This window comes from Streptomyces aurantiacus, assembly GCF_027107535.1.
Lineage (GTDB): Bacteria > Actinomycetota > Actinomycetes > Streptomycetales > Streptomycetaceae > Streptomyces.
The window spans coordinates 9,233,088-9,256,958 of the sequence record NZ_CP114283.1; the positions used below are offsets into that span (position 1 = coordinate 9,233,088).

General features: G+C 71.2%; 25 protein-coding genes. 12 read left to right on the top strand and 13 right to left on the bottom strand.

What is annotated here, in order from left to right:
- Positions 1 to 191: 191 nt before the first annotated feature.
- Positions 192 to 1,436 (bottom strand): LmeA family phospholipid-binding protein, encoded by a 1,245-nt coding sequence (locus tag O1Q96_RS42750; RefSeq protein ID WP_269253220.1) that lies wholly within the window; start codon positions 1,434 to 1,436, stop codon positions 192 to 194.
- A 91-nt stretch (positions 1,437 to 1,527) separates the two neighbouring features.
- Complete coding sequence (locus tag O1Q96_RS42755; RefSeq protein WP_269253221.1) at positions 1,528 to 3,339, bottom strand: bifunctional metallophosphatase/5'-nucleotidase; 1,812 nt, start codon at positions 3,337 to 3,339, stop codon at positions 1,528 to 1,530.
- Between the two features lie 214 nt (positions 3,340 to 3,553).
- Between O1Q96_RS42755 and mshD the strand changes: the two genes are divergently transcribed.
- Positions 3,554 to 4,531: a mycothiol synthase gene (mshD, locus tag O1Q96_RS42760; RefSeq protein WP_269253222.1), complete on the top strand. Its 978-nt coding sequence runs from the start codon at positions 3,554 to 3,556 to the stop codon at positions 4,529 to 4,531.
- 121 nt (positions 4,532 to 4,652) lie between these two features.
- On the opposite strand, the gene O1Q96_RS42765 is transcribed toward mshD, so the two are convergent.
- The 6 genes from O1Q96_RS42765 to O1Q96_RS42790 form a co-directional block, all read right to left on the bottom strand.
- Positions 4,653 to 5,315 carry an ABC transporter gene (locus O1Q96_RS42765; RefSeq protein WP_269253223.1) on the bottom strand — a complete coding sequence of 221 codons (663 nt, stop codon included), beginning with the start codon at positions 5,313 to 5,315 and terminating at the stop codon, positions 4,653 to 4,655.
- Between the two features lie 5 nt (positions 5,316 to 5,320).
- The gene (locus tag O1Q96_RS42770) at positions 5,321 to 6,862 is read right to left on the bottom strand and encodes an ABC transporter permease (RefSeq protein WP_269253224.1); all 1,542 of its coding nucleotides are present in this window, start codon (positions 6,860 to 6,862) and stop codon (positions 5,321 to 5,323) included.
- Entirely contained in the window at positions 6,859 to 7,737 is an 879-nt protein-coding gene (locus O1Q96_RS42775; protein ID WP_269253225.1) for an ABC transporter ATP-binding protein, read from the bottom strand. Before O1Q96_RS42775 ends, O1Q96_RS42770 begins: the two co-directional genes overlap by 4 nt.
- Positions 7,738 to 7,821: 84 nt before the next feature.
- Complete coding sequence (locus O1Q96_RS42780) at positions 7,822 to 7,998, bottom strand: hypothetical protein (protein WP_269253226.1); 177 nt, start codon at positions 7,996 to 7,998, stop codon at positions 7,822 to 7,824.
- Positions 7,998 to 8,855 carry a cupin domain-containing protein gene (locus O1Q96_RS42785; RefSeq protein WP_269253952.1) on the bottom strand — a complete coding sequence of 286 codons (858 nt, stop codon included), beginning with the start codon at positions 8,853 to 8,855 and terminating at the stop codon, positions 7,998 to 8,000. The genes O1Q96_RS42780 and O1Q96_RS42785 overlap by 1 nt, the downstream gene beginning before the upstream one ends.
- A gap of 32 nt (positions 8,856 to 8,887) precedes the next feature.
- On the bottom strand, positions 8,888 to 9,436 hold the full coding sequence (locus O1Q96_RS42790; RefSeq protein WP_217452713.1) for an RNA polymerase sigma factor: 549 nt from the start codon (positions 9,434 to 9,436) through the stop codon (positions 8,888 to 8,890).
- A 135-nt stretch (positions 9,437 to 9,571) separates the two neighbouring features.
- On the opposite strand from O1Q96_RS42790, the gene O1Q96_RS42795 reads away from it, so the two are divergent.
- From O1Q96_RS42795 to O1Q96_RS42825, 7 genes are all read left to right on the top strand, one after another.
- The gene (locus tag O1Q96_RS42795; protein WP_269253227.1) at positions 9,572 to 9,961 is read left to right on the top strand and encodes a GntR family transcriptional regulator; all 390 of its coding nucleotides are present in this window, start codon (positions 9,572 to 9,574) and stop codon (positions 9,959 to 9,961) included.
- On the top strand, positions 9,958 to 10,971 hold the full coding sequence (locus tag O1Q96_RS42800) for an ABC transporter ATP-binding protein (RefSeq protein ID WP_269253228.1): 1,014 nt from the start codon (positions 9,958 to 9,960) through the stop codon (positions 10,969 to 10,971). Before O1Q96_RS42795 ends, O1Q96_RS42800 begins: the two co-directional genes overlap by 4 nt.
- On the top strand, positions 10,968 to 11,990 hold the full coding sequence (locus O1Q96_RS42805; RefSeq protein WP_269253229.1) for a hypothetical protein: 1,023 nt from the start codon (positions 10,968 to 10,970) through the stop codon (positions 11,988 to 11,990). Before O1Q96_RS42800 ends, O1Q96_RS42805 begins: the two co-directional genes overlap by 4 nt.
- On the top strand, positions 11,987 to 12,859 hold the full coding sequence (locus O1Q96_RS42810) for a hypothetical protein (RefSeq protein WP_269253230.1): 873 nt from the start codon (positions 11,987 to 11,989) through the stop codon (positions 12,857 to 12,859). The genes O1Q96_RS42805 and O1Q96_RS42810 overlap by 4 nt, the downstream gene beginning before the upstream one ends.
- Before the next feature lie 297 nt (positions 12,860 to 13,156).
- Positions 13,157 to 15,388 carry an RNA degradosome polyphosphate kinase gene (locus tag O1Q96_RS42815; RefSeq protein WP_269253231.1) on the top strand — a complete coding sequence of 744 codons (2,232 nt, stop codon included), beginning with the start codon at positions 13,157 to 13,159 and terminating at the stop codon, positions 15,386 to 15,388.
- A complete protein-coding gene (locus tag O1Q96_RS42820) occupies positions 15,369 to 16,472 on the top strand; it encodes a CHAD domain-containing protein (protein ID WP_269253232.1) in 1,104 nt (367 codons plus the stop codon). Before O1Q96_RS42815 ends, O1Q96_RS42820 begins: the two co-directional genes overlap by 20 nt.
- 44 nt (positions 16,473 to 16,516) lie before the next feature.
- Positions 16,517 to 16,930, top strand: a complete 414-nt coding sequence (locus tag O1Q96_RS42825) for an NUDIX hydrolase (protein WP_269253233.1) — start codon at positions 16,517 to 16,519, stop codon at positions 16,928 to 16,930.
- Between the two features lie 48 nt (positions 16,931 to 16,978).
- Here O1Q96_RS42825 and O1Q96_RS42830 read toward each other — a convergent pair whose 3' ends face one another.
- Positions 16,979 to 17,146: a hypothetical protein gene (locus tag O1Q96_RS42830; RefSeq protein WP_269253234.1), complete on the bottom strand. Its 168-nt coding sequence runs from the start codon at positions 17,144 to 17,146 to the stop codon at positions 16,979 to 16,981.
- A 131-nt stretch (positions 17,147 to 17,277) separates the two neighbouring features.
- Here O1Q96_RS42830 and O1Q96_RS42835 point away from each other — a divergent pair, with 131 nt between their 5' ends.
- Positions 17,278 to 18,117 (top strand): SCO4651 family lipoprotein, encoded by an 840-nt coding sequence (locus tag O1Q96_RS42835; RefSeq protein WP_269253235.1) that lies wholly within the window; start codon positions 17,278 to 17,280, stop codon positions 18,115 to 18,117.
- 169 nt (positions 18,118 to 18,286) lie between these two features.
- Entirely contained in the window at positions 18,287 to 18,481 is a 195-nt protein-coding gene (locus tag O1Q96_RS42840) for a hypothetical protein (protein ID WP_217452722.1), read from the top strand.
- 104 nt (positions 18,482 to 18,585) lie between these two features.
- Here O1Q96_RS42840 and O1Q96_RS42845 read toward each other — a convergent pair whose 3' ends face one another.
- Positions 18,586 to 18,957 (bottom strand): metal-sensitive transcriptional regulator, encoded by a 372-nt coding sequence (locus tag O1Q96_RS42845; RefSeq protein WP_217452723.1) that lies wholly within the window; start codon positions 18,955 to 18,957, stop codon positions 18,586 to 18,588.
- Between the two features lie 203 nt (positions 18,958 to 19,160).
- On the opposite strand from O1Q96_RS42845, the gene O1Q96_RS42850 reads away from it, so the two are divergent.
- Together O1Q96_RS42850 and O1Q96_RS42855 are read left to right on the top strand one after the other, a co-directional pair.
- On the top strand, positions 19,161 to 19,781 hold the full coding sequence (locus O1Q96_RS42850) for a DUF47 domain-containing protein (protein ID WP_151483040.1): 621 nt from the start codon (positions 19,161 to 19,163) through the stop codon (positions 19,779 to 19,781).
- A 7-nt stretch (positions 19,782 to 19,788) separates the two neighbouring features.
- Positions 19,789 to 20,787 (top strand): inorganic phosphate transporter, encoded by a 999-nt coding sequence (locus O1Q96_RS42855; RefSeq protein WP_269253236.1) that lies wholly within the window; start codon positions 19,789 to 19,791, stop codon positions 20,785 to 20,787.
- 139 nt (positions 20,788 to 20,926) lie between these two features.
- On the opposite strand, the gene pstB is transcribed toward O1Q96_RS42855, so the two are convergent.
- From pstB to pstC, 3 genes are read right to left on the bottom strand one after another with little or no spacing between them, the layout of a single operon-like run.
- Complete coding sequence (pstB, locus tag O1Q96_RS42860; protein ID WP_269253237.1) at positions 20,927 to 21,703, bottom strand: phosphate ABC transporter ATP-binding protein PstB; 777 nt, start codon at positions 21,701 to 21,703, stop codon at positions 20,927 to 20,929.
- A 49-nt stretch (positions 21,704 to 21,752) separates the two neighbouring features.
- Positions 21,753 to 22,811 (bottom strand): phosphate ABC transporter permease PstA, encoded by a 1,059-nt coding sequence (pstA, locus tag O1Q96_RS42865; protein WP_269253238.1) that lies wholly within the window; start codon positions 22,809 to 22,811, stop codon positions 21,753 to 21,755.
- Positions 22,808 to 23,812 carry a phosphate ABC transporter permease subunit PstC gene (gene pstC, locus O1Q96_RS42870; protein ID WP_269253239.1) on the bottom strand — a complete coding sequence of 335 codons (1,005 nt, stop codon included), beginning with the start codon at positions 23,810 to 23,812 and terminating at the stop codon, positions 22,808 to 22,810. The genes pstA and pstC overlap by 4 nt, the downstream gene beginning before the upstream one ends.
- Positions 23,813 to 23,871: the final 59 nt, after the last annotated feature.

Here is a 23,871-nt window from a genome sequence, read left to right on the forward strand (position 1 = left end):
ATTCCCTTTCGCCGTAAGCCCTGTTCGGCTTCGACATGGAAAACACTACGGGAGCGCAGAAGTGGAATTCGCCAATTTCCCTGAGACCTCGATTAATTGAAGCTGAGACTGTTTTTCAGTCGGAATGGGGAACTGGATCCCTGTTCACACAGGATTTATTACGCCGCTCACCCGGAACTTATACCCGGGGCTTATTTGCCGACGGCGAGGTCCCGGCCCGTCACGCGCACCCGGATCCCGTCCTTCTGGACGCGTACGTCCCGCAGCCGCAGGTCGCCGCTCGGCGGCTCGGGAAGCCGGAAGCCGATGGAGAGGCGGTCGACGAGGGCCGGGCGCGTGAGGCGGGAGAGGCCGTCGAGGAGGGCGAGGTCGAAGCCGAGTCGCTTGAGGATCTCGGGGTTGTCCACGGCGAGGTCGATGAGGTTGACCTTCATGAGCTGGCGGACGAACTCCGGCGAGCCGGTGAACTCGGCGAAGTCGTTGTCGTCACGCAGCGCGGCCCGTACCGCGGAGTCGGGCACGCCGAGCCGCTTGGCGATGGCAGGCACCGACAGCAGTTCCTTGGCCTTCTTCTTCTCCTTCGCGAGGCGGGCGGCGGACTTGCGGGTCAGGTGCAGGCCCTCGGACTCGCGGGTGCCGGGCCGGAAGGTGGCCAGGTCGCCGATGTCCAGGCGCATGCCGCCGACTTCCGTCGAGATGCCTCGGTCGCCGTCCCGCCGGATCCGCGCGTCGGCCCGCAGCTTCAGGTCGTGCCCGGCGACGGGCAGGGTGCCGCGCGCCCGTACCTCGTCGCCGCCGTGGCCGCTGAACGTGACCTGGGAGGCGCCGAGTTCACGGTTCAGGTCGTCGAAGGACAGCAGTACCTCCCCGTCCAGCCGCGGAATGCTCGCGCCACGTATGGAGGTGAGGCCGCCGTCGATGCGTATGCCCGTGGCCGTGGCCGAGACCTTGGCGAGGGAGACACGGTCCGCCGCCACGTCGGGGACGGTGACCGACACGGAGTCGATCCGCTTGTCGAGGACCTGGGTGACGAAGGGGAAGCCGTCGATCTCGACCTCGGGCGCCGCGCTCAGCTTCAGCTGGTCCCTGACCTTCTCGGCGGCCGTGCGCTCGGCGTACAGGAGCGCCCAGCGGTCACCGAGGGCGAGGAAGGCGGCGAGGACGAGCACCGCGATGACGGCCTTGACGGCAAGGGACAGCCCCAGGAAGGGACTTCGCCGGCGCCGGCGGGTCCGGCCGCGAGGAGTCCGGCGGCGCGTGCGCGCTGCGGAACCCCTGCGGTGGTTGGGCGGTGCCCACTCCTCCTCCTTCGCGGCGTCGGCGACCGCGGGCTCCTCGTCGTGAAGGAAGTCCTCAAGGGGTCCGTCGTCGAGGGCGGCGAGATCCTCGTACGGGTTCGGAGGGGCATGCGCCGCGATGGGATGGGGGGTACGCATCGTGTGATTCGACCATGCGTACCAACCCCACCCGCAACTCGAAATAGCGGTTTGCGATCTACCTCACGGACAGTTCGCCGTTACCGGGCGGCTACTTGATGACGGTGATCCGGTCGGCCGCGGGCGGCGCGATCGGCTTCGTGGCCGACGAGTTGGCCAGAAGGTACTTCTCCAGGGCCGCGAGGTCGTCGTCGCCCACCAGGTCGCCGGTGCCCTGGCCGAGGGTGGTGAAACCGTCGCCGCCGCCCGCGAGGAAGCTGTTCGTCGCGACACGGTAGGTGGCGGCCGGGTCGATCGCGGCGCCGTTCAGCCTGATCGAGTCGGTGACGACACGGTCGGCGCCGGTCTTCGTCAGGTCGAGCGTGTAGGTGAGGCCCGAGGAGACCTGGAGCACCTTGGGCACGGTCGCGTTGACTCCGGTGACCTGCTCCTTGAGCACCTGGACGAGCTGGGCGCCGGTGAAGTTCTGCAGGTTCACCGTGTTGGCGAACGGCTGGACCGTGAAGCCCTCGGCGTAGGTCACCACGCCGTCGCCCTCGGTGCCCTTGGCCGCGTAGGTGAGGGGTGCCCGGATACCGCCCGGGTTCATCAGCGCGAGGTCGGTCTCCGCGTCGAGCTCCTTGCCGTACGCGAGCTGCGCGTCGGCGATCAGGTCGCCGATCGGGGACTCGGTGCCGACGTTGGAGATGTCACCGGAGATGTACCCGATGGCCTTGTTGCCGATCGGCGCCGCGAGGGTGTTCCACTTGGTGATCAGCTCGGTCATGTCCGGCGCCTTGGGCACCGTGCGCGTGACCACGTGGTTCGCGGAGGCGACGGCGGTCCGGGCGATGTCGCCGGTCCAGCGGTCGTACGTCAGCGTCGTGTCGGTGTAGAGCCGGCCGAAGGACGCTGCCGAGGTGACCGTGCGGGGCTTGCCCGACGGGTCGGCGATCGTGCACGCGTACGCGGCGTGGGTGTGGCCGGTGACCAGCGCGTCGACCTTCGGCGTGATGTTCTTGGCGATGTCCACGATGGGGCCGGATATGCCGTCGCCGCCACCGGGCGAGTCACAGTCGTAGTTGTACGCGGCCGAGGCCGGCAGTCCGCCCTCGTGGATCAGCGCGACGACCGACTTGACGCCCTGCTTCTCCAGCTCCTTGGCGTACTTGTTGATCGTCTCGACCTCGTCCTTGAACTTGAGGCCCTTCACTCCCTCGGCGGAGACGACACCCGGGGTGTCCTCCAGGGTCACGCCGATGAAGCCGACCTTCACGCCGTTCCTCTTCCACACCCAGTAGGGCTTGAGGACCGGCTTCTTGGTCTTCTCGTCGAGGACGTTCGCCGCGAGGTACGGGAAGTCGGCGCCCTTGAACTTCTCGCCCTTCACATAGCAGCCGTCCGTGGGGTGGCAGCCACCCTTCTGGAGGCGGCCGAGCTCCTTGGCGCCCTCGTCGAACTCGTGGTTGCCGACGCTCGTCACGTCGAGGTCGAGCTTGTTCAGCGCCTCGATGGTGGGCTCGTCGTGGAACAGGCCCGAGATCAGCGGGGAGGCGCCGACCATGTCGCCGCCCGCCGCGGTGACCGAGTACTTGTTGGCCGTGCGGGCCTGGCGCAGGTGCGTCGCCAGGTACTCGACACCGCCCGCGTCGATCGTCTTGGTGGTGCCGTCGTGCTGGATCTCGGTGACCCGGCCGGAGGAGCCGGCCGGCGGCTCCAGGTTGCCGTGCAGGTCGTTGAAGGAGAGCAGCTGGACGTCCTGGTAGCGGCCCGGCTTCTGGTGGCCGGGCTTCCCCTTGCCCGTCTCGCCCGCGGACGCCGGCATCGCGGCGACGAGGGCACCGACGGTGGCGACGCCCGCGGTCACCGCGAGGAAGCGGGTCGTACGGCGTCTGCGGCGGTACGGATGAGGTGTGGCTGACATGTGCCCCCCTGTGGGTCGGCTGAAATGTGGGCCCCGTCCGGGCGCAGCCTAAGGTCAACGCGCGTAGCGCGACAGGGGGTTCGTGGTTACGGACTGGTTGCCGTCCGGGGCACTTCGGCGCGAACCGGACAGGCCGCGCAACGTCACGCCCCGGTCGCACACTCACCTGTCGGGCCACTTCGCCATGAACCGGACGCGCCGTACTCTCGTATCCATGACCAGCGACGACACCGCACCGGCCGCCCCCGGCCTCCCGGGCCCGCTCGACCAGGGCGGCAGCCCCCCGGCCCGTTCCCTCGACACCCTCGCCGCGCTGCGCCCCGAGCAGACCGAGGCCGTGCTCGCGCTCCTCGCGGCGGCCGCGCGGGCGGACGGACAGCAGGCGGTGTCCGAGCAGGGCCGGCTGCAGCTGCGCGGAGGCGCGCGGGACGGAGTCCGGCATCTGCTGCTCAACGTCCAGGACCGGCTCGTCGGGTACGCGCAGCTGGAGGACACGGACCCCGTCGAGGCGCCGGCCGCCGAACTGGTCGTCCACCCGGAGCACCGCGGCCACGGTCACGGGCGGGCGCTGGGCAACGCGCTCCTCGCCGAGTCCGGCAAGCGGCTGCGCGTGTGGGCCCACGGCGGCCATTCGGCGGCCCGCCATCTGGCCCAGGTGCTCGGTCTCACGCTCTTCCGTGAACTGCGGCAGATGCGGCGGCCGTTGACCGACCTGGAGCTGCCCCGGCCGAAGCTGCCCGACGGCGTCTCGGTACGGGCCTTCGTGCCGGGCGAGGACGACGCCGCCTGGCTCGCCGCGAACGCCGCCGCCTTCGCCCACCACCCCGAGCAGGGCTCCCTCACCCAGCGCGACCTCGACGACCGCAAGGCCGAGCCGTGGTTCGACCCGGCCGGCTTCTTCCTCGCCTTCCGCGGCGGCGAACTGGTCGGCTTCCACTGGACGAAGGTCCACGAGGCGGAGGCCGGGGCCGACGCCCTCGGTGAGGTGTACGTCGTCGGGGTGCGGCCCGGTGCGCAGGGGGGCGGCCTCGGCAGGGCCCTCACCACGGTCGGCCTTCGGCATCTGGCGGAGCGGGGGGTGCCGACCGCGATGCTGTACGTCGATGCCGACAACAAGGCGGCGGTGGCCGTCTACGAGCGGCTCGGGTTCGTCACGCACGAGACGGATCTGATGTACCGGACGGAGTCCTGAACGAGGGCCTGAACGAGGGCCTCGCCGGGCGGGCGACGGGATGCGGCGGACCGTCCCGAAGGTGCGGGGCGGTGGGGCTGGTCGCGCAGTTCCCCGCGCCCCTCAGCAGCGGGCTGCGCCCCTACTGAGGGGCCGCCGGGGCCTGGCGCTTGAGGAGCGGTGGTCGCCACCCCGCCCTCAGCGGCTCGACGCACGCCCGCGCGCCCAGCGCCGTCGCCAGGGCCAGCAGCACCGCCCAGCGTTCGTGGCTGCTGTCCCAGCGCGGATCGTCCGGGACCACCAGAAGTGCCCAGTCGCCGTGCGGCAGCAGGGCCGCGGCGACCGCGGTGGACAGCAGCCAGGCCGACACCGCGACACCCGGCTCGGTCACCTGCGGGCGCCGTACGGCCAGGGCGGCCGCGGTGAGGGCGAACACCGCGGTGACGGCCGCCTCCAGGGTGACGGCACCCACCGGCGGCCGCGCCTCCCTCGGTACGAGGAGCAGCGCGGCCGTCCAGCAGAGCGCGGCCCACGGGGCGACGAGCGCCACGCGCAGGCCGATCCGCACCGGGCGCCGGGCCGGCACCGCCGAGGTGACGTGCCGGGCCGGATCGTCCAGCAGGAACGCGAGACCGAGGGCGAGGGCGAGGGCGGCGCCCCGCAGCGCGTAGAGGCCGAGCACCGGGTCGGCCGCCCCGGACTGCATGCGCGGGACACCGGCCAGCAGCAGCCCGGTGGCGGCGGCGGCCGCGAGCGCGCGCCGGGGCAGCGTGCGCCACACGGGCCGGACGAGAGCACGGGTCACGGCCGTCACTCCTTGCACGGGCCACCGCCCGTGCCCGTCTCCGCCCCGGACGCGGCGGGCACGCCCAGCAGCCGTGCCGCCTCGGCCGTCGTCGTCCCGGCAGAGGTGAGCTCCGTCCACCCGGCCTTGACCTTGGGGATGACGCTGTAGCGGGGCTTTTGGAGCAACTCCCGTACGATTCTGGTCTGTTCGGCGCTCATGGAGAACGGCTCGGTGGGGCTGAGGACGATCGCGGAGCCCGAGACGCTGTCGTCGACCCGGACATCGCGCAGTGCGGCCATCGGGTCGGGGTCCGCGCCCAGCGCCAGCCACATGATCGTCACCACGCGGGCGTCGCAGATCGGTTCGAGGGCGGCCTTCTCGTTCCCCAGCACCAGCACCGAGGCCACGGCGGTCGCGAACTCGGGGACGCGGTTGCCGCCCCAGGTCGTGCCGACGCTCACCCGGCCGGGCTCGCCGAACGGGGAGAGCACGGCCTGGGACCCCAGCCCGTGGCGGGCGTCGATGCGCTGCTGCACGGTCAGCCGCTCGCCGCCGGCCCGGCCGCCCGCGAGGTTCTGGACCCGGTCGACGACCGCGGCCCAGTCGGCGGTGCGGCCCGTCCACTCGGGATAGGCGCAGTACGTGGACCGGTCGTGCGTGAGACACGACTGGACCTTGTCCGGAGTGAGGGTCGCCCGGTCGCGGGCCGGCGTCGACCCGGGCGGAGTCCCCCCGGACTGGCCGGCCACTCCCACCAGGGTCAGCGCGAGCGACCCCGCGACGACGGCCTTGACGACTGTCGTCCGCCCACCGCTGACCAGCACCGCGACGGCGGCCACGAACAGGCAGAGCCCGCCGAGGTAGAGGGCGTGCCAGGCGGCGGGGCGCTCCAGCAGGTCGGAGGGGAGCGGTGTGGAGCCGCTCTCGGTGACGACGGGGCCCAGCCAGCTCGCCCAGGCGGTGCCGGACGGGCTCGCCACGAAGAGCAGGGCGAAGAGCAGGAGGACCAGGAGGAGCGGCGCGGCGAACACCGAGCGGACCAGGCGGGCGACGAGGACACCGAACACGCCGAACAGCAGGACCGTCAGCGGGCCCACGGCGAGTTCGGCGGGCGAACCGTGCCCGACCGCGCCGGACTTGAGCGCGGCCCAGGTGAACTGGACGCCGGCACACACCGCCGTGAACAGCACCGCCGGGACGACGGACAGTACGTGGGCGACCGTACGCCGCCACGGCTCGACGACCAGCACGCCGAAGTGGCGGTCCGTGTCGCGCCGGTGGGAGCGCAGGACCGCACGGTTGACGCCCAGCATGACGGCCAGCCCGACGAGCACCGGCATGCCCTGCGTGTCCCGGTCGACGTCCTGGAGAACCGGGTAGTCGCCCTGGCGCTGCGTCGTCTGCCACACGATCCACGCGACGTACAGGACGGCGAAGGCGAGGAAGGACACGGTCATGCGCAGTTCGCGCGCCTCGAAGCGGGCGAGGGCGAACACGGCCGCCCAGGGGCGTGGCGGCCGCGTCGGCTCCACGGTCCGGGCGGGTGTCTCAAGGACGGTGCTCATACGGCCGTCACCTCCGAGGACTCTCCGTCGAGGGTGAGCAGGTAGCCGTCCTCCAGGGTCGGTTCGACGAGTTCGGCGCCCTCGGGGGGCTCGCCGACGTTACGGAAGGAGCCCGTGCCGGTGCGCCATCCGGCCCAGGCGCCCGGGTCGCGTTCGGTGCTGCTCCACACCCGGCCCGCCGCCCGTGCGGTCAGCTCGGCCGGGGTGCCCTCGAAGCGGACGCTGCCGCGGACCATGACGATCACGCGGTGGCAGAGCATCGCGACGTCCTCGGTCTGGTGGGTGGACAGCAGGACGGTCCGCCCCTCCCCGGCCCGGGCGATCAGCTCCCTGAAGCGCATGCGCTGTTCGGGGTCGAGGCCGACGGTCGGCTCGTCGAGGATCAGCAGTCCGGGGTCGCCGACGAGGGCGGCGGCCAGCGCGACCCGCTGGCGCATCCCGCCGGAGAGCCTCTTGATGCGTTTGCTGCGTACGTCGGACAGCGCGACGGCGTCCAGGACCCGCCGCACCTCCTGGTGGCGGGCGGTGCGGTCCGTCAGCTCCTTCAGGATCGCCACGTAGTCGACGAACTCGAAGGCCGTGAAGTCGGGGTGGAATCCGGGCGTCTGCGGCAGATAGCCCAGCGCGCGCCGCACCTCCAGGCGTCCGGCCGTCGTGCCGGGGTCGTTCCCGAGCACGGTGAACGCTCCGCTGTCCGGGGGGACGGCGGTGGCCAGGACCCGCAACAGCGTGGTCTTGCCCGCCCCGTTGGGCCCGAGCAGTCCGGTGACGCCTGTGCCGAGCCGCACCGACACGTCGTCGAGGGCGGCCGTCCTGCCGTAGCGGAGTGTCAGCCCGGAGGCGGACACCGTCGGCGTCGTCGGAAGGTCAGACATGCGTGACTCCTGAGCAAGAGAGCGGAGGCGGGGGGAGGCGGCGGCCGGGACGGGACACCGGCGCCGGAGGGAGGGTGCCGGCCCTCATTCGCCGTCCCCGCCGGAAGAGCCGGAAGAGCCGGAGGAGAAGGCGGAGCTCCGGCCGCCGGAGGACCTCGGAAGGAGCAGGGCGACGAAGTGGAGCACGTGGAGGACGACCGAGGCGGTCATCAGCAGCCCTGCCTCGATCAGCCTGAGCCTCCTGCGGGTGGCGTCGGACATCACGCTGTACCTCCGTCGTGGAAGCCCGCGAACGGCGTGCGCGCGGGGGTCGAGTCGAATCGGTCGCGGCCGAGGTAGAAGAGCCCGGCGGCGAGCGCGGCGACCGCGGCGGCGACGCCCTGTCCCGCGGCCGTGTAGGGCGCGAGGGTCCCCTCGGTCGTCCGCTGCGTCAGCACCAGCAGGGCGACCCAGGTCCCGCCGACGAGGGAGGGTGCGAGGACCGGCCCCAGGCGGGGCGTCAGCGCGAGTCCGGTCGCGGTGAGCGCGAGCGCGGGCAGCAGCCAGCCCAGCGCCCGCAGTCCGTACGAGGGGAGCGCGAGGGTCGCGAGGCCGTTCAGGACGAGGACCATGACCAGCACGGGAACGGTGCGGATCATCAGCAGCCGGAACCCGTGCGTCGGCGACACCACCGCCATCTCGTACGTCGGGTCGAGCGCCGGCCCGTACGACAGCGCGACTCCGGCGAGGGGCAGCAGCGGGGCGAGCGCGAGGAACATCGCCGGAGACTCGGCCGTGCGGACCGCGTTGCTGACGAACACCGTGATGGCCAGCACGGCGACGACCGCGCCCAGCCAGGACCGGCGCAGCACCGGCGTCGCGGCGAGCAGGCGCGCGGTGTGGTCGGCCACGCCCGTCCTGACCAGCAGCGACTCCAGGAACCCGGGTCGCGGCACGTCCAGTTCGGCGTCGAGCCGCTCCCATCCGGCGTCCAGGGCGACCGGGTCGCTCACCTCGGCGAGCACCGCCCGGCAGCGCCCGCAGGCGGCGAGGTGTGTGTCGGCCGACCAGAGCACCGGCGGCGTCAACTCGCCCCGCGCGTACGCCCGGAGGTCGTCCTCGCCGACGTGCCAGGTCATGCCGCTCGCGTCACGGACATCGCTTGTGTCACTCATGCCAACTCCTCCCGCAGCTGCTTGCGGGCCCGCAGGGCCCGTGTCTTGACCGTCCCCGGCGGGATGCCGAGCAGGACGGCCGCCTCCCGGGTGGTCAGCCCGTCGACGACCGTGGCCTGGAGGACCGCCCGCAGTTCGGGCGACAGCCGGACCAGTGCGCCCGCGAGGTCCCCGTGCTCGACTCCCGCCAGTACGCGCTCCTCGGCGGACGCCTCGTCCCGGTGGCGAAGCCGCCCGAGCGCCTGCCGCAGCCGGCCCCGTGCTCCGTCGCCCCGCAGCGCGTCGATCAGCCGCCGCGAGCCGATCCGCCACAGCCAGCCGGCGGCGTCCGGGGCACCCTCCTCCCGGTAGCGGGCACTGCCCCGCCACACCGCGAGGAACGTCTCCTGCACGACGTCGTCGACGATCCCGGCGTCGGCGCAGCGACCGCGCAGCCTCGCCCTGAGCCATGGCGCGTACCGCCGGTACAGCTCTTCGAAGGCGCGCCGGTCACCGTCCGCCGCGATGGCCCGCAGCAGCTCTCCGTCGCTTCTCGATTCCCTCACGCCCCTTCATCGCACGAGCCCCGTCGATCGGTTCACGCATCCACGAGAAGTTTCCGGAACCCCGCGTTCGCCTTGACATGCACCCTCACATTGCATCACCCTTTCACTACTCAATTAGTGAAAGGGTGTTGTCGAGTGGTCGAGTACCGCATCGACCGGCGCAGTGGTGTCGCCACCTACGTCCAGATCGTCCAGCAGACGAAACAGGCCCTGCGCCTGGGCGTCCTCGAACCCGGCGACAAGCTGCCCACGGCCCGCGAGGTCGTGGAGGCCACCGCGATCAATCCGAACACCGTCCTCAAGGCCTACCGCGAGCTGGAGCGCGAAGGCCTGGTCGAGGCCAGACGAGGCCTCGGCACCTTCGTACGGCGCTCCCTGGGCGCCGCACCCGCCGACCACACCGCCCTGCGTTCGAGGCTGACCGCCTGGCTGGACGAGGCACGCAAGGAAGGTCTGGAGCGCGAGGACATCTCCGCGCTCTTCACCTCCGTACTGGACGAGAAGTGCCCTGAGGGGGAGCTGTGAGCAGGGACAAAGAAGAGATCGCACTGGAAGCGGCCGGGCTGGGCAAGCGGTACTGGCGCAGGCGCGCCGACGTGCTGCGGGACTGCGCCTTCCGGCTGCCCGCGGGCCGGATCTGCGCCCTGGTCGGGCCGAACGGCGCGGGCAAGTCGACCCTCCTGCAGCTGGCGGCCGGCCTGATCCGCCCCACTGCGGGCGCGGTGAAGGTCCTCGGCACCACCCCCGCGCAGGCCCGGGAACGCTTCGCCTACGTGGCCCAGGCCAAGCCGCTGCCGCCCCAGCTCACGGTGGCCGCCACCCTCCGTCTCGGCGCGGAGCTGAACCGCGCCCGGTGGGACCAGGCGTCCGCGGAACGGATCGCGTACGGCCACGACACCTCCGGAGCGCCCAGGGAGGGCGCCCTCGACCCCGCCGCCAGGATCCGCTCCCTCTCCGGCGGCCAGCGCACCCGCGTCGCCCTCGCCCTGGCCTTCGGCAAGCGGCCCGAACTGATGCTGCTCGACGAGCCGATGGCCGACCTCGACCCGCTGGCCCGGCGCGAACTCCTCGGCTCCCTGCTGGGCGAGGCCGCCGAGCACGGCACGACCATCGTGATGTCCTCGCACGTCGTCGCCGAACTGGAGGGCATCTGCGACCACCTGCTCCTCATGGGCGGCGGCCGGATCAGGCTCGGCGGCGACCCGGAGCGCCTGATCGCCGCGCACACCCTGATCACCGGCCCGGTGCGCGACCTCACGGGCCACACCGTCGTCGAGTCGCGCGGCACGGGCCGTCAGCTCACCGCGCTGATCCGCCCGGGCAGTCCGCTGTCCGACGACTGGCAGACCGCCACGCCGTCCCTGGAGGAGGTGCTTCTCGCACACCTGCGCAATCCCGACGCCCCCGACCTGGTCACCGGCGAGTCCGGGAGGTCCGGGGAGCCCGGGGTGAGCGACGACGCCAGGAAGGGTGACGGCGGAAAGGGCGACGAGAAGGCCGCGAACGGGGCTGCCGAGGGGAGCGCGCGCGGATGACGACTCCTCTCACCTCCCCGCGTGCCGCCTCCGCGCGCACCACCTCCGCGCCGGGTGCCCACGGCCTCGTCTGGTCCGTCCTGCGACTGCACCGGGTGGCGCTGTGGGGCTGGCTGCTGCTGGTGGTGGCCGTCACGGTGGCGATGCTGTGGGCGTACGGTCCGGGCTTCGACGCCGCCGTCGCGGACCTGCGTGGGCGGTGCCGGGAGAACGCCGAGGACTGCTACTTCCCCGGCGGCACCTGGCTCGGCAAGTACGACTCGGCCGTCTACTTCACCACCCTCGCGCTCGCCCACCTCCCCCTCCTGATCGGCGCCTGGGCGGGCGCCGCCCTCATCGGCCGCGAACTGGAGAACGGCACCGCACAGCTCGCCTGGACCCAGTCCGTCCCGCCGGCGCGCTGGCTCGCCACGAAGCTCACCGTGCCCGCGCTCCTCATCACCGCGGGCATGGCCGTACTGGTCCCGGTGCACCACCTCATGTGGTACTCCGGGCAGGATCTGCTGTGGACGGACTGGTCCGGCCAGGACGGCTTCCGCTCCAACGGCACCGTCACCTTCGCCTACGCCCTGTGCGGCCTGGCCGTCGGCGTCCTGGCGGGCCTGGTAGTGGGCCGCGCGCTGCCCGCCCTGGGCGTCGCCGTCGCCGCCGTCCTCGCCGTCGTCACCCTGGGCAACGAGTACCGCATGAGCCTGTGGCCCACGGTCACCGTCACCGGCGCCGAGGCCCTGACCCTGCCGGACAAGGCCCTCCTGCTCGACAGGGGCGTGCTCACCGACGAGGGCGTCCGCATCGCCAACAACATGGCCTGCACCGACGCCGACGGCGCGGCCGGTCTCCGCCGCTGCCTGGACAGCAACGAGCTCAGCGAGATCTGGGCCACGTACCACCCGCACTCCCACTTCTGGCCTCTGCAGTTCGCCGAGACCGGGATCGTCCTCGGCGTCGCCGCCCTCACGGTCGCCGCGGCGTTCGTCCTGCTCCACCGCCGTACCGCTGCCACAGGAGCCGCCGTATGAGTACCTTCGCCGTCAAGGGAACAACCGGAGGAGCCGGCGGGCCGCACGACGGACCGGTCACGGGGCTGCCGTGGGCCGTGCTGCGCCTGCACCGCGCGGCACTGATCGCGTGGAGCGCCTTCCTGCTGGCCGCCGTCGCCGCGCTGGTCTGGGAGGTCGAGGTCACCGCGGAGTCCGTGCGGAACCGGATCGCCTCCTGCGACCAGGACCCCGGCCTGTGCCGTATCCAGGCCCTGGTCGACTACAGCGGGACCGTCAGCTGGGCCGCCACTCTCGTCTACTACAGCTTCTTCGCCGTGGCCGCCTGGGCGGGCGCGGCCCTCATCGGGCGCGAACTGGAGAACGGCACAGCGCAGCTCGCCTGGACCCAGTCCGTCTCGCCGACGCGCTGGCTGGCCGCCAAGCTCGCCGTGCCCGCCCTGCTGCTCACGGTCGGCGGCACGGTGTTCGTGTTCGTGTTCCGGTGGGCCTGGGCGGCCCACCGGGACCTGATGGGCGACGACTGGACCCACACCGACATCTTCGCCGCACGGGGTCCCGCCCTGGTGGCGTACGGGCTGTGCGGGCTGGGTGTGGGCGCCCTCGCCGGGGTCGTACTGCGCCGGTCGCTGCCCGCCCTCGGTGTCGCCTGCGTGGCGATGTACCTGATCAACCACAACCTGGAGGAGCACCGCGCGCAGCTGTGGCCGACGTCCGGCACGGCCGACCCCGAGGGCGGCCCGCGCGACACCTGGGAGCTCCCGGACGGCACCCTCCACCCGGAGTCCCACTACTGGCCGCTGCATCTCGTCGAGACCGGCATCGTCCTCGCCGTCGCCCTCCTCACCACCGGAACGGCTTTCTGGCTCCTGCGCCGCCGAACGGCCTAGCGGCACCGAACGGACTCCGGTCCGTACGTCCTTTCCTACGGGGGGAGGGACGTACGGACCGGCCGCACGGCCCCCGGGAGCCTCCCCCCGCTATCCCGCACGTCATGTCTCCGTAACCAGCGATTCAGACAGGCTTGCGACCCTCGGTCAATGAACCCCGCCCCGCCCGAGCCCTCACCTCCGCCGGAGCACGAGCCCTCCCCTCCAAAGGAGAACGGGATCCCTCGCACCCTCGCGGCGCTCCCGCCCGCTCTCTCCGACGCGCCCGTTTCCGGCCCGGCGCGGAAGAATGGGTTCATGAGCCAGCCCAATGCCCAGGCGCAGGTACAGCACCCGCAGCCCTCCGTCGGTTCCATAGCCGCGCACCGCCCGCACACCGTGGCGGCGAACGTCTCCGACCTCGAGCCCGACCTCGACGCCGACCTCGACTCCTACGAGGACACGGTGCAGGACGGTGTCCAGCTTCCGCAGGGCCGTTTCCTCGACCGGGAGCGCAGCTGGCTCGCGTTCAACGAGCGCGTCCTCGAACTCGCCGAGGACCCCAGCACTCCCCTCCTCGAACGGGCGAAGTTCCTGGCGATCTTCGCCAGCAACCTGGACGAGTTCTTCATGGTCCGCGTGGCCGGCCTGAAGCGGCGCATCGCCACCGGCGTGGCCACCCGCTCGGCCTCGGGCCTCCAGCCCCGCGAGGTGCTGGAGATGATCTGGGCCCGCTCGCGCGAGCTCATGGCCCGGCACGCCGCCTGCTACCAGGAGGACGTGGCGCCCCAGCTCGCCGAAAAGGACATCCACCTCGTCCGCTGGAGCGAACTGTCCGAGAAGGAACAGGCCCGCCTCTTCACGCTCTTCCGCCACCAGATCTTCCCGGTCCTGACCCCCCTCGCGGTCGACCCGGCGCACCCCTTCCCGTACATCTCGGGTCTGTCCCTGAACCTCGCGGTCGTCGTGCGGAACCCGGTCTCCGGCCACCGCCACTTCGCGCGCGTGAAGGTCCCGCCGCTGCTGTCCCGCTTCCTGGAGGCCTCCCCGAGCCGCTTCGTCCCCATCGAGGACGTCATCGGGGCCCATCTGGAGGAGCTCTTCCCCGGCATGGAGGTCCTGGAGCACCACGCGTTCCGCGTCACCCGGAACGAGGACCTGGAGGTCGAGGAGGACGACGCCGAGAACCTCCTCCAGGCCCTGGAGAAGGAGCTCATGCGCCGCCGCCTCGGGCCGCCGGTGCGCCTGGAGGTCGAGGAGTCCATCGACCGGTACGTACTGGACCTGCTGGTACGGGAGTTGAAGATCTCCGAGGCGGAGGTGTACCCCCTGCCGGGTCCCCTGGACCTCACAGGCCTCTTCGGCATCGGCGCCCTCGACCGTCCCGAGCTGAAGTACCCGAAGTTCATCGCGGGCACCCACCGGGACCTCGCGGAGGTCGAGTCCGCGTCCGCGCCCGACATCCTCGCGGCCCTGCGCGAGCGCGACGTCCTCCTGCACCACCCGTACGACAGCTTCTCCACCTCCGTGCAGGCCTTCCTGGAGCAGGCCGCGTCCGACCCGGACGTGCTGGCCATCAAGCAGACCCTGTACCGGACCTCGGGCGACTCACCCATCGTCGACGCCCTCATCGAGGCCGCCGAGGCCGGCAAGCAGGTCCTCGTCCTCGTCGAGATCAAGGCCCGCTTCGACGAGCAGGCCAACATCAAGTGGGCGCGCAAGCTGGAGGAGGCCGGCTGTCACGTGGTCTACGGGCTCGTCGGCCTCAAGACCCACTGCAAGCTGTCGCTGGTGGTGCGCCAGGAGGGCGAGACCCTGCGCCGCTACTGCCACGTCGGCACGGGCAACTACCACCCGAAGACCGCCCGGCTGTACGAGGACCTGGGTCTGCTGACCGCCGACCCGCAGGTCGGCGCGGACCTCTCCGACCTCTTCAACCGGCTCTCCGGCTACTCCCGCCGCGAGACCTACCGTCGGCTGCTCGTCGCGCCCAAGTCCCTGCGCGACGGCCTGATCTCGCGGATCAACAAGGAGGTCCAGCACCACCGTGCCGGCCGCCCCGCCTACGTCCGCATCAAGGTCAACTCGATGGTCGACGAGGCGCTCATCGACTCCCTCTACCGCGCCTCCCAGGCGGGTGTGCCGGTGGACGTGTGGGTGCGCGGCATCTGCGCGGTGCGGCCGGGGGTCGCGGGCCTGTCCGAGAACATCCGCGTACGGTCCATCCTCGGCCGCTTCCTCGAACACTCGCGGGTCTTCGGCTTCGGCAACGGCGGCGAGCCCGAGGTGTGGATCGGCAGCGCCGACATGATGCACCGCAACCTCGACCGGCGCATCGAGGCCCTGGTCAGGATCACCGACCCGGCCCACCGGGCGGCCCTCAACCGACTGTTCGAGACCGGTATGTCCGACACCACTTCCTCCTGGCACCTGGGCCCCGACGGCGATTGGACCCGGCACGCGACCGACACCGACGGCCGCCCCCTGCGCAACGTCCAGGAGATGCTCATAGACGCCCGGAGGCGCCGGCGTGGCACAGCGACACCTTGACCCCACGGCCGGCCCCGTGGCCGGGGACGTCCTCGCGGACTACCTCCGCGCCCAGGCCACGGAGTTCCTCCGCGCGCTGCGCCAGCACCGGGAGACCGGCGGCGCGGGTGCGGGTACCCCCGCGCGGGCGTATGCGAGCGTGGGGGAGAACGGCTCGAAGGAGACCGTCGACGCGGCGCGCGCCCTGCGCCGCTCGGCCCGCCGCATCAGCGGCACCCTGCACACGTTCCTCCCCCTGCTCGACGAGAGCTGGTCGGAGGGCATGCGCCCCGAACTGGCCTGGCTGTCGGGCACGCTGGCCCGCGAACACGCGTACGGGGCACGCCTGGAGCGGCTGCTCGCGGCGCTGCACCGGCTGTCGGGCTCGTCGGCTCTCCCCGCCCAGGCGGCGGGGTCCGCCCCGAGGACCGCGGACCCCGAAGGCACCGGCCCGCGGACCCGGCCTTCCCCGGAGCGGAGCAACCTGACCGTCGGCGCGGCCAAAGCAGGGGCCCTGCTGGAGCGCCAGCTGACCCTGGCCCGCACGAGAGCCCACTCCGCCGCACTCCAGGCGCTGGGTTCCAGCCGCTTCCACGCCGTCGCCGACAACGTCGCCGTGCTGGCCAGCGAGGTCCCGCTGTCGCCGTCCGCGACCACCACCACGGGGCTCGAACCACTGGCCGCCGCCGCGGACGAACGCCTCCGCGACGCCGTCGCCGGACTGCCCCTGATCGCCGCGGGCCACCCCTACAACTCACAGGCCCTCGTCCACGGGCTCTCCGCCGACACGGCGCCCCAGCCCCAGGACGCCCCCTGGCACCAGGTCCGCTTCCTGCTGCGCCTGCACCGCTACGCACGCGAGGTCCTGTCCGGCGACGAAGCCCTCGTCGACGTACGCCTGTTGAACGCCGGTCAGGCCCTGGACCGGCACCGCGACGCGGCGGAGGCGGCCGCTGCGGCCGCCTCCGCGGCCCGCACCCCGCGGATCGCCCCGGCGACGGCCTACGCGCTCGGAGTGCTCCACGCGGACCAGCGACACGAGGTGGAAGCGGCCAGGTTCGCGTTTCAACGGGCCTGGCTGAGGGAGACGGTCGGCACTCCGTGACCGGCGGAGGGCCCCCTACGAGTGCTGAGAGGCCGGTGCACGCGATGAACGAAGACCCCGTACTCGCCGCGGGCTGCGTACTGTGGCGCCGCTCGCCGGCCGACGGCGAACTCGTGATCTGCCTGGTCCACAGGCCGAAGTACGACGACTGGTCGCATCCGAAGGGCAAGCTCAAGCGCGGCGAGGACGCACTCGCCGCGGCGCTCCGCGAGGTCGAGGAGGAGACCGGCCACCGCTGCACGCCCGGCCCGCGCCTGGCGACCGTCCACTACATGGCCAACGACCGCCCCAAGCAGGTGAGTTACTGGGCCGCCGAGGCGACCGGGGGCCACTTCACGGCCAACAGCGAGGTGGACCGCGTGCTCTGGCTGGCCCCGGCGGCGGCCCGCGAACGACTCACCCAGCTCCGGGACCGCGACCTGGTGGACGAACTGCTCGCGGCGCTCCGCCGCGTGTAGCACCGCTGACGGGCGCTTCCCGGCGGGACTCTCTCAGGCAGGACTCTCTCAGGCGGTGCCCTCGGTCGTGTGGGTCTGCGCGTCCGTGCGGGCGCTGCTGCGGGCCCGGCGGGCCGGCCCTCTCCAACCGCAGGTGCACCGAGCCAGGCAGAAGCGGCCCTGCTCGACCGTCGTCGTCCGGTGTTCCTGGGAGCCGATCTCTTCCTGCTGCGCCACGCGACCCACGGTACCGATCCCCGGTGAACGTTTCCCCATGGCCCGCACCGGCGTGACAACACCCCCCACCCGTCGTTAGGCGGAACAACAGGAGCACCGCCCAAGGACGTCCCGGCTGGGGGTAGCAGGCGATGGTGGAGCGGCAGCGCAGGCGCAGGGACGGGTCGGTGGCCCTGACCGCCGCGGCGACGGGGCTGATGCTCTGCGCCGTCGGCTGCTCGGGCAGCGGGGCCGTCGCCGAGGACTCCCGGGCGGCCGAGGACCCGGTCGCGGTGCTCCACCGGGCAGCGGGGAACCTGGTCCGCGCCGGCACCTCCAAGGCCCGTACGTCGATGGAGATGGCCACCGGCGGCACCCGCGTGACGATCCGCGGCAAGGGCGTCTACGACTTCGCGGACCGGAGGGGCCGGCTGGACGTGCTCCTCCCCCAGGACCCGGCCGGCACCGGCAACCACCGCCCGATCACCGAACTCCTCGCACCGGGCGCCCTCTACATGAAGAACCGCGGAGCGGGCGTGCCGGCCGACAAGTGGGTGCGCGTCGACACGGCCACGCTCTCCGACGGGAACCTGGTCACGGGAGGCGCGACCGACCCGTTCGCCGCCGCCGAACTGCTGCGCGGCACGCGACGGGCGACGTACGTGGGAAAGACGTCGGTCGCGGGCACGCCCGTACGGCACTACCGCGGGACCGCGGACCTCACGACGGCGGCGCGCTATGCCTCGGCGGGCAACCGGGCGACCCTGCGGGCGGCGGCGAAGGGCTTCGCCACGGCGACGGTCCCCTTCGACGCCTATCTCGACGACGAGGGCCGCATCCGCAAGGTCCGCCACCGCTTCAGCTTCGTGAACGGGCAGCGGAAGGACACGGTCGCCGTGTCCTCGACGACGCTGCTGTACGACTTCGGCGCCGCCGTCGACGTACGCCTGCCGAAGGCGCGGGACATCTTCGCCGGGCGGATCGCCGAGTGACGGAACGGTGGAGGAGCGGCGAAGGTATGACGGACCGGCCGGGCGGGGGGTGCCGCGGGCGGGACGGTGGAAGGCCGGAATGTGCAGGGCCGGAAATGGTCCGTTGGTGCCATGCGCTGTCCGTGGACCGCTCCCTACTCTAGGAAGTCGGTGACGGCAGGAAGAGGTGATGCACGTGGCTCCGGCGCGCGGTACGGCAGTTCAGGACCACGTGGCCCTCGCCGAGATCGAGCTGTGCGGCGACCTGATCATCGCCGCCTCGACCGCCCGCGAGGACCGGCTCAGCCCCGACCGCATCGACGAGGTCCTGAAACTGGCCGAAGAGCGCTTCCTGGAAGAGCACGGCGAGAAGACCGACAAGTAGCACGGCCGCGCCCCGACTGCTTCGGGGCGCGGGGAACTGCGCGACCAGTCACGACGCCCCGCGGACAACACACGGGCCTCTGCAATCGGCTCACCCCCGGAGGGTCACGTACGCAGCAGCCGTGCGATCGCCTTCGTCGCCTCCTCCACCTTGGCGTCGATCTCCGCGCCGCCCTTGACGGCCGCGTCGGCGACGCAGTGACGGAGGTGCTCCTCCAGCAGCTGGAGGGCGAAGGACTGCAGGGCCTTCGTGGAGGCGGAGACCTGGGTGAGTATGTCGATGCAGTAGACGTCCTCGTCGACCATGCGCTGCAGGCCGCGGACCTGGCCCTCGATCCGCCGCAGCCGCTTGAGGTGCTCGTCCTTCTGCTTGTGGTAGCCGTGGATCCCGCGGTCGTGGTCGGTCACGGTCTCGTGGACACCGGCCTCTTCGGTCCCCCCGGAGGGCGCCGTGGCGCCGGCCTCGGTGGTCGTCATCCCGTCCTCCTGCTGACTGATACCCCTACCGGGTATATGGTAACGAACTTTGCTGGGTATAGGGCCCTTGGCCAACACCCTTGCGGGACCCCGTGCTGATCACTCTGCCCGATGGGCGACACTGGAGGGCGGCCGGTTAGCCGTGGCCGGATGATGCGCCTAGCATCAGCCTGACCGAAACCGAAGCAATCCGAGGACCCCACGTGCGATTTCGTCTGACCCCCAGGGAGACGAGTTTCTACGACATGTTCGCCGCATCCGCGGACAACATCGTCACGGGCTCGAAGCTCCTGATGGAACTGCTCGGGGCGGACTCGTCCGGCCGGGCCGAGATCGCAGAGCGTATGCGGGCCGCGGAACACGCCGGTGACGACGCCACGCACGCGATCTTCCACCAGCTGAACTCCTCGTTCATCACACCGTTCGACCGCGAGGACATCTACAACCTCGCCTCGTCCCTCGACGACATCATGGACTTCATGGAGGAGGCCGTCGACCTGGTCGTCCTCTACAACGTGGAGGATCTGCCGAAGGGCGTCGAGCAGCAGATCGAGGTGCTGGCACGGGCGGCGGAGCTGACCGCCGAGGCCATGCCGAACCTCCGCACGATGGACAACCTCACCGAGTACTGGATCGAGGTCAACCGCCTCGAGAACCAGGCCGACCAGATCCACCGCAAGCTGCTGGCCATGCTCTTCAACGGCAAGTACGAAGCCATCGAGGTACTGAAGCTCAAGCAGATCGTGGACGTGCTGGAAGAGGCCGCCGACGCCTTCGAGCACGTGGCCAACACGGTGGAGACCATCGCGGTCAAGGAGTCCTGACCCCTCCATGGACACCTTCGCCTTGATCGTGACCATCGGCGTCGCGCTCGGATTCACCTATACCAACGGCTTCCACGACTCGGCCAACGCCATCGCCACCTCCGTGTCCACGCGCGCGCTGACGCCGCGTGTGGCGCTCGCGATGGCCGCGGTGATGAACCTCGCCGGCGCCTTCCTGGGCAGCGGGGTCGCCAAGACCGTCAGTGAAGGCCTGATCGAGACGCCGCACGGCAACAGGGGCATGTGGATCCTGTTCGCCGCGCTGGTGGGCGCGATCGTGTGGAACCTCGTCACCTGGTACTTCGGCCTTCCGTCGTCCTCCTCGCACGCGTTGTTCGGCGGCATGGTGGGCGCCGCGCTCGCCGGCGGCATCGGTGTCATCTGGTCCGGCGTCCTGGAGAAGGTCGTCATCCCGATGTTCATCTCCCCGATCGTCGGCATCGTCGCCGGCTACCTGGTGATGTGCGCGATCCTGTGGATGTTCCGCAAGTCCAATCCGCACAAGGCGAAGCGCGGTTTCCGTATCGCGCAGACCGTGTCGGCGGCCGGGATGGCTCTCGGCCACGGCCTCCAGGACGCCCAGAAGACGATGGGCATCGTGGTGATGGCCCTGGTCATCGCGGACGTCGAGGACGCGGGCGACCCGATCCCGGTCTGGGTCAAGATCGCGTGTGCGGTGATGCTGTCGCTGGGCACCTACGCCGGTGGCTGGCGCATCATGCGGACGCTGGGCCGGAAGATCATCGAGCTGGATCCCCCGCAGGGCTTCGCCGCGGAGACGACCGGCGCCTCGATCATGTTCACCTCGGCGTTCCTCTTCCACGCCCCCATCTCGACGACCCACGTCATCACGTCCGCCATCATGGGCGTCGGCGCCACCAAGCGCGTGAATGCCGTCCGCTGGGGCGTCGCCAAGAACATCATCCTCGGCTGGTTCATCACCATGCCGGCCGCCGCCCTCGTAGCGGCCACCTGCTTCTGGATCGTGAACCTGGCGTTCCTGTAGGACGTTCTCCCGCCCCGCGGGGGAGAAAAAAGCCAACGGGCCCGCCCCCAGGAAACCGGGGGCGGGCCCTATTGGGCCCCGCGGTGGCACCGCCATGCAGCACCGCGAGGGGTCTTCAGGAGAACGCGAGGGCGACGGCTCAGCCGAAGCGCCCCGAGATGTAGTCCTCGGTCGCCTGGACGGACGGGTTGGAGAAGATCCGCTCCGTGTCGTCGATCTCGATGAGCCGCCCGGGCTGCCCGACCGCAGACAGGTTGAAGAACGCCGTCCGGTCGGAGACCCGCGCCGCCTGCTGCATGTTGTGCGTCACGATGACGATCGTGAAGCGCTCCTTCAGCTCACCGATGAGGTCCTCGATGGCCAGCGTGGAGATGGGGTCGAGCGCCGAGCAGGGCTCGTCCATGAGCAGCACCTGAGGCTCCACCGCGATCGCCCGGGCGATGCAGAGCCGCTGCTGCTGACCACCGGACAGCCCCGAACCGGGCTTGTTCAGCCGGTCCTTGACCTCGTTCCAGAGGTTCGCGCCCTTCAGCGACTTCTCCACGACGTCGCTCAGCTCGGACTTCTTGTACGAGCCGTTCAGCTTCAGCCCCGCCGCCACGTTGTCGAAGATCGACATGGTCGGGAACGGGTTCGGCCGCTGGAACACCATGCCGATGGTCTGCCGCACGGAGACGGGGTCGATCCCGTGCGCGTACAGGTCCTCGTCGTCGAGAAGCACCTTGCCCTCGACCCGGCCGCCGGGCGTGACCTCGTGCATGCGGTTGAGCGTGCGGAGGAACGTGGACTTGCCGCAGCCGGAGGGACCGATGAAGGCCGTCACCGAGCGCGGCTCGACGGTCATCGAGATGTCTTCGATCGCCTTGTGGGCTGAGTAGTAAGCGGTCAGGCCGCTCACGTCGATTCGCTTGGCCATGTGAATCACTGCTTCTTTCGAGGGGGAGACTGGTCGCTTTGTGGCCGCGTCAGCGACCGGTCTTCGGGGACTTCCAGCGGGCGATACCGCGAGCCCCCAGGTTGAGGATCATCACGAAGGCGATCAGCGTGAGCGACGCCGCCCAGGCACGGTCGTACGCGGCGCCCGAACCCGCGCTGTTCGCGTACTGCTGGTAGATGTACAGCGGCAGCGAGGACTGCGCACCCTCGAAGGGATCGGTGTTGATGAAGGGGTTGCCGAACACCAGCAGCAGCACCGGTGCCGTCTCGCCCGCGATACGGGCGACCGCCAGCATCACGCCGGTGGTGATGCCGCCGAGACAGGTCGGCAGGACCACCTTCAGGATAGTGCGCCACTTGGGCACGCCCAGCGCCAGAGATGCCTCGCGCAGCTCGTTCGGTACGAGCTTGAGCATCTCCTCCGTGGAGCGGACGACGACCGGCATCATCAGGATGGCCAGGGCGAGCGAGCCGGCGAAGCCGAAGGGCTGCATGTCGAACATCAGCATCAGGCTGAGGATGAACAGGCCCGCGACGATGGACGGGATGCCGGTCATCACGTCGACGAAGAAGGTGACCGCCCGGGCGAGGTTGCCGCGCCCGTACTCCACGAGGTAGATCGCGGAGAGCACGCCGACCGGCGCGGCGATCACCGTCGCGAGACCGACCTGCTCCAGGCTGCCGATGATGGCGTGGTAGATGCCACCGCCGGCCTCGGTGTCGGCGACCACGCCCATCGAGTGGGTCAGGAAGTAGACGTCGAGGACCTTCACACCGCGCTTGACGGTCGTCCATACCAGGGAGACCAGCGGCACCACGGCGAGCAGGAAGGCGACCCAGACCAGGGCGGTCGCGATGCGGTCCTTGGCCTGGCGGGGACCCTCGACACGGGAGGCGACGACGTACGTACCGACGACGAAGAGGATCGCGGCGATCAGGCCCCACTGGATGCGGCTGTGCAGGCCGGCGGCCAGGCCGATGCCGATCGCGACGACGACGGAGCCCGCGGCGATGGCCCATCCGGACCACTTCGGGAGGCTGGCGCCACGCAGCGTGCTGGGGCGCTTGTCGGTGACGGCGGTGCTCATGCGTTGGCCCCCGAGTACTCCTTGCGGCGGGCGATGATCGCGCGGGCCGCACCGTTGACCAGCAGGGTGATGACGAAGAGGACCAGGCCGGAGGCGATGAGCGCGTCACGGCCCTGCTCGGTGGCCTCACCGAACTTGCTGGCGATGTTCTGGGCGAAGGTGCCGCCGCCCGGGTCGAGCAGGCTGGCCTGGATCTCGAAGGTCGGGGAGAGGACCGTGGCGACGGCCATCGTCTCGCCGAGCGCGCGGCCGAGGCCGAGCATCGCGGCCGAGATCACGCCGGAGCGGCCGAAGGGCAGGACGGCCATGCGGATGACCTCCCAGCGCGTGGCGCCGAGGGCGAGGGCCGCCTCTTCGATCATCTGCGGGGACTGGCGGAAGACCTCGCGGCTCACGTTGACGATGATCGGCAGGATCATGATCGCGAGCAGGATGCCGACCGTGAGCATCGAGCGCGGGGCACCGCCCTGCCACTCGAAGATGCCGGTCCAGCCGAGGTACTCGTCCAGCCAGCTGAAGAGGCCGTTCATGTGCGGCACCAGGATGAGGGCGCCCCACAGGCCGTAGACGATGGACGGCACGGCGGCGAGCAGGTCGATGACGTACGAGATGGGGCCGCTGAGCCTGCGCGGGGCGTAGTGCGTGAGGAACAGCGCGATGGCGACCGCGATCGGCACCGCGATGGCCATGGCGATGATCGAGGAGACCACCGTGCCGAAGGCCAGGACGGCGATGCCGAAGTCCGGCGGGATCGCCGTGGGGTTCCACTCGAAGGTGGTGAGGAAGTTGCCCTCGTTCTTGCTGATCGCGAGGGAGGCGCGGTAGGTGAGGAAGACCGCGATCGCGGCCATGACCACCAGCAGGAAGATGCCGGACCCGCGGGAGAGCGCGAGGAAGACCCGGTCACCGGGGCGGGTGGCGCCACGGGCCGCGCGCTTCAGCTCGGTCTCGGTCGGGGGGGCGGAGGGAGGCGGGGTTACGTCTTGAGTGGATATATCCATCAGGGTCTCCGGTCTGCGGAGCCGTTGCGGGCGGCTCCAGGCGGCGGTGCACCGGACGG